A 12,297-nucleotide genomic window follows, 5' to 3' on the forward strand; every position below is an offset into this window, starting at 1 on the left:
CCGCCCGCTGCCCGTATGGACTAGACCACTGTCAGCCGATTCCGAGCCCGCGCCGTCCGGTCGCGTTCAGCTGCCCGGGGGCGAACCGGTCCGGCCACGACCGCTCGTAATGCTCGGGAGGGAAGTCCGCCGGGCTGGAACCGGACTCGAACGCCTCCCGCACCGCACCGGCGTACGCCTCGTTCCGCGGGCACCACGGCGCGGCCGGGATGTACATGACATTGCCCCAGCCCTGCTGGTTCTTCACCGGCGCGACGCTGTGGATCAGATCGCAGTGCCACCACACGGAATCCCCGGCCCGCACGTCCGGAATGCCGCTGGAAGCCCGCAGCAGCAAGGAATGCCATTTCTCGCTGGCCGCGAACACCTTGTTCACCATGACGCCGCACATGTCGTCCTCGGGCACGTCGGCCAGCAGCGGACGCAGCATCAGATAACCCATCGCCTCCGGAATCGGCACCGCGTGCAGCACGCCCTGGTCGTGGTCCATGTCCGACAGCGCGGTCCAGCCCTGGAAAGTGCGGAAGACCGAGCACATCGTCGAACCCTCGAACTGCGGCCCGGCCGTGCGGTGCGCGGCGTCCCACGGATCGTAGGACTCGACGGTGCCGTCGAACAGGTGCCGGAACGCCCGCTGGCAGGCCTCGGTCATCCAGAGGTCGAGCGTGCCCGGGTCGAGGTGAGAGCCGAGGCCGCCGGAATCCGCGCCCGGCGGACGGCGGCGGATGCGGTCCGGGTACAGGGAATCCCGGGCGGGGTCGAACCACCGGACGCCGTCGGATTCCGAACGCCACCGCGCGTTGAGGAACGCCTGCACGCGCGCCATCCGGTCGCTTTGCCGCGCTTCCATCTGCGGGGGCGACCAGTAGATCGGGTAGATCTCCGGTCGCGAGCCGACGGTGCCGAAGAAGTTGTCGCCGGGGCCGCGGTAGTTCTCGAAGAACCGGTTGCCCTCGACGTAGCCGACGATTCCCTGGTCCCAGCCCAGCGCCTGCTCGCGCGGGAAGTGCCCGCGCACGACCAGGCAGCCGCGTTTCCGGAGCCGCGCCAGGTCGTCTTCGGAGACCCGGCCCGCCTCGATGTCGGCGTACTCCAGCACCGGCCAGATCTCCTCGCCGCGCGCTTTCGCCGCCTCGATCTCCTCGACCGCGGCGGCGACGCGAGCCTCGACGACCCCGAACACCTCTTCCACGGTGCGCCCGGACGCCTCGATCCGCGCCCGCAGCGCGGCTTTCGTCTCGCGAATCGCTGCCGGGAGGTCGTCCGGCGCGGTCTCCCAGTGCGGCAACGGGGGCAGTGGCATGGCGCTCGCTCCATTCAGGAAGGGCTCCTTACTGAACCGACGGTAGGGCTCTGCCCGGATTCAGGCAACACTCCTGACTAAATCGGCTACACTCGCGCCGATGACGCCGGCCAAGCCCTCCCTCGACCTGCTCCGGTCGCTGACCGACGAGCACGTCCTGCGGGCACTGCTCGCCGAACGACAGCTGACGCGCGCGCAAATCGCCGCCCGCACCGGCATTTCCAAGCCCGCGGTCGGCGACAGCGTCGCGCGGCTCGCCGAGGCCGGCCTGCTGCGCGACACCGGCGAACGCACCACCGGCCGCGGCCGCGTCGGCACCTACTACGCGCTGGCCGACGACCTCGGCACGGCCCTGGTGGTGAGCATCGCCCACGACGGCGCGGCAGCCGAAGCCGTCGACGTTTTCGGCGAGGTGCTCGCCCGGCACGTCGAAGACCTCGGCCGCCCGGTGCGGCCGCGGAAGGCCGCCCAGGCGCTGCGCAAGGCCTCCGCCCACGTCTCCGCCGATGCGGGACCGCTCCGGCTCGCGGTCGTCAGCGCCGCCGACCCGGTCGACCGGGCCACCGGAAAACTCGTCCACCTGCCCGATTCCCCGTTCCTGCTCGGAGAACTCTCGCCCGCCGACGTCCTCGCGCCGCTGGTCGCGGGCCCGGTCACGGTGGACAACGACGTCAACTGGGCCGCCCGCACCGAACAGGCCGCCGACGATTTCGCCTACCTCTTCCTCGGCGAAGGCCTCGGCTGCGCAGTGGTCGCCGACGGCGAAGTGCGGCGGGGACACGCCGGTTTCTCCGGAGAAATCGCGCACGTCCTCACCCGCGGCACCGGCGGCCAGGCGATGGCGTTCATCGACGTCTTCGCGGATCTCGGTGTCCGCCAGCCGGATTCGACCACGATCGACGTCGCCGCTCTCCGGACCGCGATCAAGTCCGACGAGGTCCTCGGCACCCTCGCCGAAGCGATCTGCGGCGTGCTCCTGGCCTTGGTGACCGTGTCCGACCCCGAACTCGTCGTGCTGGGCGGTCCGTGGGGCCCCGATGTACTCGACGCGGTGTCCGACCGCTTCGCGCGACTGCCGCGCCACGTCCCGCTTCGCGCCCCGCACGCCACAGATTCCCCCGCCCTGGCCGGCGCGCGCGACGAAGCCGTGCGCGCACTGCGGAGCGCCGTTTTGACGGTCAGCCCTTGATGGTCTTCTTGATCCACTCCAGCTGACCGAAGACGTCGCCGTCGGCCGCGAGGCTGCTGCGGTCGGATTTGCTGGTGACGCCCACCAGCGTGTCGCGATCGGCGGTGGACATGACCGGACCGCCGGAGTCGCCGCCCGCCGTGACGCCGGTCGTGGTCAGCGCGCAGAAATCGGTGCCGCCGGAGACTGTCATGCCGTCGCAGCGCGGGTCGTCGGGGTCGATGACCTTGGCGTCCACCTGCTTGAGGACGTCGGACTGGCAGCTGTTCTCGTCGCCGGTGCAGGTCGCGCCCCAGCCGAGCTGCCGAACCGTCTCGCCCGGACGCACCGGTCCGCCGGTCGGCAATTTCGCCGGGGTGAGGTCCATCGGGGCGACCTTGATCAGCATGATGTCGGCCAGCGTATGGTTGTCGCGGCTGCCCGGCACCGGCCGGACGACGGTGCCGAGCCGCTGGTCGAGATTGCCGACCCGGAACTCGATCCGGGAATCGGCGATGGGCTCCGCGGCCTCGTGGAAGCAGTGGTCCGCGCTGATGATCCACTCCCGGCTGATCGCGGTCCCGGTGCATTCGGGTTTGCCGTCGACGAGCATCCGCACCGCCCACGGTCCGTAGCCGGAGACCGAACCGCCGATCACCGCCGAGGCCGGGGTCGCCACGGCGACGGCGACCAGGGCGCTGACCGGGGCCAGGACGGCCAGTCGGCGGCGTGAGCGGCGGAGCATGGCGCGGACGTCCCTTCGGCGGCTGGCGTTACAACATCAAGACGCGGCAGTTGAAGAGGGGTTGCGCCTCGTGAGTGTTGATTCCGGCGAGAACCGGCGCAGGCACTCACGAGGCATCCGGATTCAGGACTTGTCCGCCGCCTGGGCGACGAAGATCCCCGTCTCCAGGAACGCCCGCCACTCAGCCGGAGACTGGCTGTCCATCGCCCGGCGAGCCGCCGCCTGGACGTGGGTGCCCGGCGTCGAGCGGGTCCAGATCTCCCGGACCAGCGGACCCTCTTCGAGATACCTGGCGTAGCTGGCCTCGACGCCGACGACCGCGGCCGCGCGCGCCTTCAGGTCATTCACCTTGTCCTTGGCCGCGGCCTCGAAGATGCCGGCGTCGATGAACGCCCGCCGCTGCTCCGGCGTCTCGCAGGAGTACGCCGCGATCCACATCTCGGAATTGGGAGCCGCGAAGCGATACAAGACGTCTCGTACGAACTGCTCATCAGTCAACTGCGCGGCCAACCGCGCATCCATGCCCACGGCGGCGGCCGCCTTCACGCGGGCGTCGCGCAGGATCTTTTCCGCAGCCTCCTTCTCCGCCGCCTCCTTCGCCGCGTCCACATCACGCTGATGCTCGACGAAGATGCCGTGCACGATGAATTCCTTCTTCTCCGCCGGAGTCCCCTTGACGGCGGCAGCCGCGGCGGCCCGCACGAACGAATCCCTGGGGGCGTGCTCCCACAACGCGAAAACGAAATTCGGATCCTCCTGGCTCAGCAGCATCCGAGTCAGCTCGAAACCGAGCAGTGCGGCAGCGGGCTGCCGTTCCGTGCGCCGGACCTGGTACAGCGCCTCCCTGTCCAGATCCCGTTGGTGCGCCAGGTAAATCGCGGTTTCGAGGAAGTACGACGTCGAGCCGATGGTGTCCGCGTGATATGCCTCGTACCGGACTTCCTCAGCAACGTCCCCCTGTCGTTGCGCGGCCAGGTAGATCTCGTGCACGAAGTCGCTTTCGCTGAGCCGCAACAGTTCCGGGGTGATCACGAGCCCGACGACAGCGGCCGCGTTCGTGCGCACCTCCTCCGGCGTCTGCGCCACAGCGGCGATCGGAGCCGCCGTCGCCGCCGCCGGAACGAGAACCCCGGTCGTCACAGTGATCGCGGCGAGGACAACCGAGGCCGCCAGTCTTCGAACTCGGGAATTCGACATAAGCGTCATACCAGGTGGATATTCCCCAGGCCGGCGGACGTTACCGATCATCGGCCGGGGTCCCGCTGGTTGACATGTCGGAAACTTCCGACATAACGTAGCGTCATGTCCGACGACGTCTTCCTCGCCCTCGCCAGTCCCGTCCGGCGGCGGCTGCTGGAGATCCTCGCGGACGGCCCCCGCACGGCGGGCGACCTCGCGGCGCGGTTCGAGCTGAGCCGTCCGGCGGTCGCCGAGCATCTCAAGGTGCTGCGGGACGCCGCGCTGATCCGCGGCGAACCCGTGGGGCGGCAACGCTTGTACCACCTGGAAAGCGACCCGCTCGAGCAGGTCGGCGAATGGCTGCACCCGTTCGAACGGTTCTGGCGCGGCCGCCTGCGCGACCTGGCCGACCTGCTGGAAAACGAGGAGGAAAACCCGTGACCTACGCCCGGATCGGCAGTATCTCGGTCGACCAGTTCATCGCCGCCGCGCCGGAAAAGGTCTGGCGCGCGCTCACCGATCCCGAGTTGCACGCGAAGTGGTGGGCGCCCGGCGACATCGGCCCGGACGTCGGCCGCGAGTTCCGCTTGGAAATGCCCGGATTCGGCTCGATCCCTTGCCGCGTCGTCGAATCCGAGCCGCCGTCGAAGTTCGTCTACACCTTCAACGGCGACTGGACCCTCGCCTGGACGCTCGTCGCCGAGGGCCAGGGCACCCGGCTCCTGCTGCACCACTCCGGTTTCGACCTCGACGACAAACGCCAGGCCGACGCGTGCGAGCGGATGGGCCCGGGCTGGCGCGACGGCGTGCTGCCGCGGCTGGCGAAGCTGGATCTCGGCTAAGCCCCTCACGCTGGACGGCGAGCGTAGACCACCGCTTGCGGCACCTCGCTGTCCAGTTCCTCCACCCACTGCGCCTCGACGGTGAATCCGGCCTCGCGCAACCACTCCGACACTTGCGCGGGACGGCGGCGATAGACGTGCACCCGCATCGGATGTCCGCCGTACCCCCGCGTTTTCAACCGCGCCACGTCACCGACGTGGAAGCCGAGCGCGACCGGCGCTCCGGGCCGCAGCACGCGGTGGAACTGCGCGAGCGCGGCGGGCGCCTCGTCGTCCGGCAGGTGGATCAGCGACCACCACGACAGCAGCCCGGCCACCGAGGCGCCGGGCAGCGGGAGCGCGGTCATCGAGGCGACCGCGAACCGCAGGCCGGGGTGTTCTTGGCGGGCCACCTCGATCATGCCGGGCGAGAGGTCGAGACCGAACGCGTCCAGGCCGAGGCCGTTCAGGTGCGCGGTGACGTGCCCGGTGCCGCAGCCGACGTCGGCCACCGGGCCGGTTTCGCGCACCAGCGACGCGAACAATCCCAACGTCATCCGCAGCGAAGGGCTTCGGGCGATCGAGTCGCGCAACCGGTCGGCGTAGCTGGCGGCGACGGTGTCGTACGAGGTCCGGGTGTCGGTCAGCCAGGTCTGCACGACGGCCACGCTAGCCCACCAGCGCACCGAACCACCGGCGAATCGCAGGCTCCAGACCGTCCGGATCGCCCGCCCACGCCACATACCCGTCCGGACGGACCAGCATCGCCTCGGCACCCGTCTCAACGCGGTCGACCCGATCCGCCCACCGGGCCGCGAGATCGCCGAACCGCCGTCCGGGATCCATGAGAACGCCGCGTCCGGCTCGCAGTTCCGGGCCGAGGCCGGGCGCGGGCAGGCCCACCAGCGGATGGTCCTCGCTGTCCGGGAGCGCGTAGCGGATTCCCATGCCGGACAGCAGGTCGTCCAGCAGATACTGAACCTCGGGCAGCCGCACCAGGTCCGCGAACAGCGACCGGGCCGCGGCCGGATCGGGGCCGACGTCCAGCAGCAGCGACTGCGCTTGGACGTTGCGCAGCACCGCCGCGCCGACCGGATGCCGTTCCGCGTGGTAGCTGTCGAGCAACCCCTCGGGCGCGGTGCCGCGCACCGCCGCGGCGAGCTTCCAGCCGAGGTTCATCGCGTCCTGGATTCCGGTGTTCATCCCTTGCGCGCCAAGGGGAAGATGCACGTGCGCGGCGTCGCCGGCGAGGAAAACGCGGCCGTGCCGGTATTGCGCGGCCTGCAGCGCGGCGTTCGTGATCCTTCGCGCGTAACGGAGTTCGACCAGTTCTACCCGGTCTCCGAAGACCGTCTTCAGCCCCGTGCGGATTTCGTCCTCGGTGACCGGGACGTCCCGTTCCAGCGACCAGCCGGGGCCGCCGAACGTCAGACGGCGCAATGGCCGTCCTTCGGCGTCGACGCCGAGCGGGAAGACCTGCGCGCGGTAGCCCTCCGGGGTGATCGTGTGCATCGGGACCTCGGCGCTCAGCCGCACGTCGGCGGCCACCGTGGTCGCCGTCCCGGGACGGCCGGAGAACTCCGCGCCGAGCAGCTTCCGGACCGTGCTCCGCCCGCCGTCGGCGGCGACCAGGTACTGGGCCCGGATCTCGGTGCCGCCGGCGAAAGTCGCCGTGATGCCGTCGGCGTCCTGTGCCAGCCCGACCAGTTCGTGGTTTCGGCGAATGGGAATGCCCCGCACGGCAAGGTGTTTCTCCAGAAAGCCTTCGATCGCCACCTGCGGGAGCGAACGCCACGGGAACCGGTGCCGCCCGCGGGCCAGCGGCAGAAGATTGCCCGCGAAATGCGCGGTGGTGACCGGATAGTCTCCAGTGGCCAGCAACGGTTCAAGAAGACCGCGCTGGTCGAACGCCTCCTGCGTGCGGGACTGCAGCCCGCCGGCCTTGGACAGTTCGCTGGCCCGCGGCAGCCGGTCCGCCAGCACACAGGACACTCCGGCAAGCTGAAGCTCGTTCGCCGTCGTCATCCCGGTCGGGCCGGCGCCGACGATGAGCACCTCGGCAGTCATGATCTCTCCCCTCGTGGGTCGGTGTTCGCGACCGACTCTCTGCCCCCGGTGGTCCGCGAGCCAGAAAGCGACCCGGATGCGGCGGATTCCGACACGGGTAGCCTCAAGAGGGTGGAATCCGACTACGATGACCTCGACCGGCAGCTCGTGCACGCCCTGCAGATCGATCCCAGGTCCCCGTTCAGCGCGATCGCCGAGGCGCTCGGCGTGTCGGATCGCACCGTCGCCCGCCGCTACGCCCGGCTTCGGTCAACCGGAGCGGTCCGGGTCATCGGCGGCGTCAACGAGGCGGCTTTCGGTGCGGTGCAGTGGTTCCTGCGCATCCGGTGCGCGCCCGCCGCAGCAGGCGCGGTCGCCGAGGCACTCGCGCGGCGACCGGACACCGCCTGGGTGAGCCTGACCTCCGGCGGCACGGAAATCACCTGCACAGTCCGCCTCGAAAGCGCAGCCGACAGCGAAGCGTTGCTGCTGGCCAAACTCCCCCGCACGCCCCGCGTCGAAGGCGTCACCGCCCATTCGGTGCTGCACGCGTTCTACGGCGGCTCCGACAGCGTCGTCGCCAAAATCGGCATCCTGGACGACGCCGCCATCACCCGGTTGCGCCCGCGGCCGCTCCCCCTCCGGCCCGGCCCGGGGACGCTCGACGACGGCGACCGCAAGCTCCTCGCCGCTCTCGCCGACGACGGGCGCGCCGGATTCGAACAGCTCGCCGCCGCCACCGGCTGGTCCCCGACCACCGTCCGCCGGCGCATGGCGGAATTGCGCGAACGGGACGTGCTGTACTTCGACCTGGACCTCGACTGGCGGTTGTACGGCAAGGGAATCCGGACCCTGCTGTGGCTTTCGGTCGCCCCGGCGGCCCTGGCGGAAACGGGCGCCGCGCTCGCCGCGCACCCGGAGGTCGCGTACGCCGCCGCGACCACCGGCCCGACCAACCTGTACGCGACGGTGGTCTGCGCCAGCCACCAGGAGCTGTACCGTTACCTCACCACCAGCGTCGCCGCGCTCCCCGCGGTCGCCCACGTGGAAACGGCACCGGTGATCAAAACGGTGAAACAGGCAGCGAACCGGCTGTGACGCAGTACAAACGGGCGCCATCCCGGTCGGCGGTTGACAGCGCGCGGACGATCCGTCAATGATTCGTTCGGCTTTTCCCGGTGGGAAATTCCCGCACGCGTCCGCGAACTGTCCCCGACTTTTTCCAGGAGACACCGATGTCATCGGTCAGCCGTCGCCGATTCATGCAACTCGCCGCCGCCACCGCCGCCGGCACGGCTCTGCCCGCGAGCATCGCGCGGGCGGCTTCGGTGCCGGCCGCCGTGCGCACCGGCACTCTCGCGGACGTCGAGCACGTTGTCGTGCTGATGCAGGAAAACCGGTCTTTCGACCACTATTTCGGGACCCTCAACGGCGTCCGCGGCTTCGGCGACCCCCGGCCGGTTTCGCTGCCGAACGGGAAACCGGTGTGGAACCAGGCCGACTCCTCCGGTGCTGAGACACTGCCGTTCCGGCCCGCCGAGGACAACCTGGGCCTCACCTTCATCGAGGACCTCAACCACGACTGGAACGGCACGCACACCGCGTGGAGCACCGGCCGGTGGGACAAGTGGATCCCGGCGAAAACCAGCACCACGATGGCGTATCTGACGCGCAAGGACATCCCGTTCCACTACGCGCTCGCCGACGCGTTCACCATTTGCGACGGCTATCACTGCTCGATGCTGTCCTCGACCGACCCGAACCGGTACTACATGTACACCGGCTGGACCGGAAACGACGGTTCGGGCAACGGACCGGTGCTGGGGAATGAAGAATCCGGCTACGGCTGGACCAGCTTCCCGGAAATCCTGGAAAAGGCCGGGGTTTCGTGGAAGATCTACCAGGACGTCGGCAACGGTCTCGACAAGGAGCACAAGTGGGGCTGGACCGATGACGCGTACATCGGCAATTACGGCGACAACTCCTTGCTTTACCTGACCCAGTACCAGAAATCCGCTCCAGGCACGCCGCTCTACGACAAGGCGCGCACCGGAACGCGGGCCGCCGCGGGCGACGGTTTCTTCGACCACCTCACCTCGGACGTCAAGGCGGACCGCCTGCCGCAGGTTTCCTGGATCGTGGCCCCGGAAGCGTACTGCGAACATCCGGCGTGGCCCGCCAATTACGGCGCCTGGTATGTCTCCGGCGTGCTCGACGCGCTCACCTCGAACCCGGAGGTGTGGAGCAAAACCGTCCTGCTCATCACCTACGACGAGAACGACGGATTCTTCGACCACGTCGTCCCGCCGTATCCGCCGCGCGACGCGAACTGGGGCAAATCGACGGCGAGCGTCGCCGGGGAATGGTACGAGAGCGGCGCGGCCGCGTCGTACACCAAGGGGATGCCTTACGGACTCGGCCCGCGCGTGCCGCTGCTGGCGGTCTCGCCGTGGAGCACCGGCGGCTGGGTCTGTTCGCAGACTTTCGACCACACCTCGCTGATCCAGTTCGTGGAAAAGCGATTCGGCGTGCACAACCCGAACATTTCGCCGTGGCGCCGCGCGGTGTGCGGGGACCTCACGTCCGCGTTCGACTTCACCGGGGCCAACAGCGGCGTCCCGGCGTTGCCCGGCACCGGCGACTACCAGCCGCCCGCCGACCACAGCACCCCGCCGACCTACCACCCGGTGCCGCCGTCGAACGGTTCGCTCCCGAAGCAGGAACCCGGCGCCCGCAAAGCCCGCGCGCTGCCGTACGACCTGGCCGCGGACACCGAAGCCCGCGACGGCCGGATGTACCTCACCTTCACCAACCTCGGCGACGCCGGAGCGGGATTCCACGTGACGTCCCGGATGCGCTCGGACGGGCCGTGGCCGTACACCGTGGAAGGCCACAAGTCGGTTTCCGACAGCTGGCACCTGCCGAGCGGCGCGGGAGATTGGTACCAGTACTCGGTTTTCGGCCCGAACGGCTGGCTCCGCGAACAGGCCGGGACAATCGGCGGCTTGGGCCCGGAAGTCACCGCACGGCACGACGCGGGCTATGTGACGGTGACCTTTACGAACCCGACCAGCCGGACAGTCACCTTCACCGGCGTCGACGCATACGCGCCCGCCGAGGCTTACCAGTACACGCTCGCCCCTGGCACGTCACGCGCGGTGCCGAAGTGGGGCGTGGCCGACGGCTGGTACGACATCACGGTGAAGGCGGATCACGACGGGCAGTACGTCCGGCGGTTCGCCGGCCACGCGGAGACTGGCCAACCCTCCACAAGCGACCCCGCCATCGCGACAAGCTGATCGCTCGTGAAGGGAACCCTGAGGGACTGAGATTCCCCCAGGGTCCCCTCACGGCTTTCGGAAGCCAGCCACGAGCAAGACGACCGCGGCCAGTACAGCCGCCAGCCCGCCGAACCCCGCCGCCAACGTCGCCGCCGACGCGATCGCGCCGACCAGCAGCGGTCCGCCCGCGTCGCCCAGTTCCCGGCCGACCTCGGCCGCCCCCATCGTCTGCCCGAGACGTTCCTTCGGTGCGGAACCGGCCAGATGCGCGAACCCGATCGGCGTCGCCGCCCCGACCCCGACGCCGATCGCCACGGCCGCGGCCACCACCCCCACGACACCCGGCACGAACGCGCCCAATGCCAGCCCGGCGGCGGTCAGCAGCAGCCCGCCTGCCATCCCCCACCCGTCGGGGATCCGCCCGGCGTCCCGGAGCCGCCCGGCCCACGGCTGCACCAGCGCGGAGCACAACGCCAGCACCGACACCACCGCGCCGGTCGCCACTGTGCCAAGTCCGCTCGCCGCCCCGGTGACCGGCAGGAATCCGACGCCCACCGCGAGCGCGCCGGTCGTTCCGGCCAGCACCGCGGTCGGCCGCAAGAACCCAGGTTCAGCGAGCCGGCGGGCCAGGTCGAGAACGGTCTGACGCTGCCGCGGCAACGGTTCCGGCGCGGGCACCGCCAGCGCGGCCCACCCGGCGACCACGAAGGCCAGCACCGCCAGCGTGCCGAACAGCAAGGAAAACCCGCCCAGTGCGATCAGCACGCCGCCGAGCAACGGGCCCAGCGTGTACCCGATGCTCTTCCACGCGCCGTAACCGCCGAACGCGCGACCCTGCCGTTTCGTCGGCGACAACCGCGCGACGAGCGCCCCGGCAGCAGGCGAGAAGGCTGCCGCGGCCGCGCCCTGACCGAACCGTGCCAGCCCGACCGCCGCCGGGTTTCCCGCGACCACGAAGGCCGCGGACGCGAGCGCGAACGCCAGCAACCCGCCGAGCAGGACCGGCCGCGGCCCGATCCGGTCGGCCAGCGAGCCGAACACCGGCTTCAGCACGACCTCGGCGCCGTCGTAGACCGCGAGCAGCAATCCCAGGGTCAGCAAGGAATCGCCGTGCGTGTACGCGCCGAGGCTGGCGGCGATGCTGTGTGCCCCGAACGCGGTGACGAACCCGGCGGCGTACAGCGGACGCAGCTCAGCAGAACGCATCGGAAACCTTCACATCTGGTGCAGGGCTTGGAAAACCTGCTCGGTGTAGTCCGCGAGCCGCTCTGCGCAGTGCTGCAGCCGCTGCTCGGCCTCCACCGCCGAAGGCGCGCCGAACACGTCCCTCGCCTTCAGATCCCGATGCCACCGCCGCAACCGCTCGAGGCTCTGCTCTTCCTCTTCCAGTTCGGCCATCGTGAACTTGCCGATCCGGATTTCCTTGTCGATCTCGGCGTCGAACTTCCCGCAGTCGGCAAGGAACTCCGCCCACTCCTCTTCCCGCTCGGCGGTGAACAGCTCCACCAGGCGCGAACCGTCCCGTTCCGCGGCGTCGAGCGTGATCACCTCGCCCCCGCCGCGTTCGGCCAGTTCGCCGACCCGCGCGACGCCACCGGCGAACCCGGGCACGTCCGGCACCGCCCAGGCGCCCTGCCCGAGCGACAACGCGCCTACCCGCCGCAGCTCACGCCACACGGCGACCCGATGCCGCGACGGTCCGGACGGCACCCGCACCACCAGCACCAGCCACTTGTCGCCTGCCACAGCACTGA

General features: G+C 70.0%; 12 protein-coding genes. 5 read left to right on the forward strand and 7 right to left on the reverse strand.

Annotated features, from left to right (window positions below):
• Positions 1-31 precede the first annotated feature (31 nt).
• The gene (locus H4281_RS16285; RefSeq protein WP_182891764.1) at positions 32-1,303 is read right to left on the reverse strand and encodes a YbiU family protein; all 1,272 of its coding nucleotides are present in this window, start codon (positions 1,301-1,303) and stop codon (positions 32-34) included.
• A gap of 100 nt (positions 1,304-1,403) precedes the next feature.
• On the opposite strand from H4281_RS16285, the gene H4281_RS16290 reads away from it, so the two are divergent.
• On the forward strand, positions 1,404-2,492 hold the full coding sequence (locus H4281_RS16290) for an ROK family transcriptional regulator (RefSeq protein ID WP_182891765.1): 1,089 nt from the start codon (positions 1,404-1,406) through the stop codon (positions 2,490-2,492).
• Here H4281_RS16290 and H4281_RS16295 read toward each other — a convergent pair.
• Both H4281_RS16295 and H4281_RS16300 read right to left on the reverse strand, forming a co-directional pair.
• Positions 2,482-3,216, reverse strand: coding sequence for a S1 family peptidase (locus H4281_RS16295; RefSeq protein WP_182891766.1), 735 nt, complete (start codon positions 3,214-3,216; stop codon positions 2,482-2,484). The two genes, H4281_RS16290 and H4281_RS16295, sit on opposite strands and share 11 nt — an antisense overlap.
• 123 nt (positions 3,217-3,339) lie before the next feature.
• Positions 3,340-4,413 carry an ALF repeat-containing protein gene (locus H4281_RS16300; protein ID WP_246411911.1) on the reverse strand — a complete coding sequence of 358 codons (1,074 nt, stop codon included), beginning with the start codon at positions 4,411-4,413 and terminating at the stop codon, positions 3,340-3,342.
• A gap of 105 nt (positions 4,414-4,518) precedes the next feature.
• Between H4281_RS16300 and H4281_RS16305 the strand changes: the two genes are divergently transcribed.
• Both H4281_RS16305 and H4281_RS16310 read left to right on the forward strand, forming a co-directional pair.
• Complete coding sequence (locus tag H4281_RS16305; RefSeq protein WP_182891767.1) at positions 4,519-4,836, forward strand: ArsR/SmtB family transcription factor; 318 nt, start codon at positions 4,519-4,521, stop codon at positions 4,834-4,836.
• A complete protein-coding gene (locus H4281_RS16310) occupies positions 4,833-5,237 on the forward strand; it encodes an SRPBCC family protein (protein ID WP_182891768.1) in 405 nt (134 codons plus the stop codon). The genes H4281_RS16305 and H4281_RS16310 overlap by 4 nt, the downstream gene beginning before the upstream one ends.
• 5 nt (positions 5,238-5,242) lie before the next feature.
• Here H4281_RS16310 and H4281_RS16315 read toward each other — a convergent pair whose 3' ends face one another.
• Together H4281_RS16315 and H4281_RS16320 are read right to left on the reverse strand one after the other, a co-directional pair.
• Positions 5,243-5,884, reverse strand: a complete 642-nt coding sequence (locus H4281_RS16315; RefSeq protein WP_182891769.1) for a class I SAM-dependent methyltransferase — start codon at positions 5,882-5,884, stop codon at positions 5,243-5,245.
• Position 5,885: 1 nt separating this feature from the next.
• Complete coding sequence (locus H4281_RS16320; RefSeq protein ID WP_182891770.1) at positions 5,886-7,283, reverse strand: FAD-dependent monooxygenase; 1,398 nt, start codon at positions 7,281-7,283, stop codon at positions 5,886-5,888.
• A gap of 111 nt (positions 7,284-7,394) precedes the next feature.
• On the opposite strand from H4281_RS16320, the gene H4281_RS16325 reads away from it, so the two are divergent.
• Entirely contained in the window at positions 7,395-8,360 is a 966-nt protein-coding gene (locus H4281_RS16325; RefSeq protein ID WP_182891771.1) for an Lrp/AsnC family transcriptional regulator, read from the forward strand.
• Positions 8,361-8,497: 137 nt separating this feature from the next.
• Positions 8,498-10,561 (forward strand): phosphocholine-specific phospholipase C, encoded by a 2,064-nt coding sequence (locus H4281_RS16330; protein ID WP_182891772.1) that lies wholly within the window; start codon positions 8,498-8,500, stop codon positions 10,559-10,561.
• Positions 10,562-10,609: 48 nt separating this feature from the next.
• On the opposite strand, the gene H4281_RS16335 is transcribed toward H4281_RS16330, so the two are convergent.
• Entirely contained in the window at positions 10,610-11,749 is a 1,140-nt protein-coding gene (locus H4281_RS16335) for an MFS transporter (RefSeq protein ID WP_182891773.1), read from the reverse strand.
• A gap of 9 nt (positions 11,750-11,758) precedes the next feature.
• Complete coding sequence (locus tag H4281_RS16340; protein WP_182891774.1) at positions 11,759-12,289, reverse strand: Chromate resistance protein ChrB; 531 nt, start codon at positions 12,287-12,289, stop codon at positions 11,759-11,761.
• Positions 12,290-12,297 lie beyond the last annotated feature (8 nt).

It is taken from the genome of Amycolatopsis dendrobii, assembly GCF_014145675.1.
Lineage (GTDB): Bacteria > Actinomycetota > Actinomycetes > Mycobacteriales > Pseudonocardiaceae > Amycolatopsis > Amycolatopsis dendrobii.

Bases quoted from the DNA above. Each gene is read 5' to 3' on its own strand.
- H4281_RS16285 (WP_182891764.1), bottom strand. From the start codon at position 1,303: ATGCCACTGCCCCCGTTGCCGCACTGGGAGACCGCGCCGGACGACCTC.
- H4281_RS16290 (WP_182891765.1), top strand. From the start codon at position 1,404: ATGACGCCGGCCAAGCCCTCCCTCGACCTGCTCCGGTCGCTGACCGAC.
- H4281_RS16295 (WP_182891766.1), bottom strand. From the start codon at position 3,216: ATGCTCCGCCGCTCACGCCGCCGACTGGCCGTCCTGGCCCCGGTCAGC.
- H4281_RS16300 (WP_246411911.1), bottom strand. From the start codon at position 4,413: ATGTCGAATTCCCGAGTTCGAAGACTGGCGGCCTCGGTTGTCCTCGCC.
- H4281_RS16305 (WP_182891767.1), top strand. From the start codon at position 4,519: ATGTCCGACGACGTCTTCCTCGCCCTCGCCAGTCCCGTCCGGCGGCGG.
- H4281_RS16320 (WP_182891770.1), bottom strand. From the start codon at position 7,283: ATGACTGCCGAGGTGCTCATCGTCGGCGCCGGCCCGACCGGGATGACG.
- H4281_RS16330 (WP_182891772.1), top strand. From the start codon at position 8,498: ATGTCATCGGTCAGCCGTCGCCGATTCATGCAACTCGCCGCCGCCACC.
- H4281_RS16335 (WP_182891773.1), bottom strand. From the start codon at position 11,749: ATGCGTTCTGCTGAGCTGCGTCCGCTGTACGCCGCCGGGTTCGTCACC.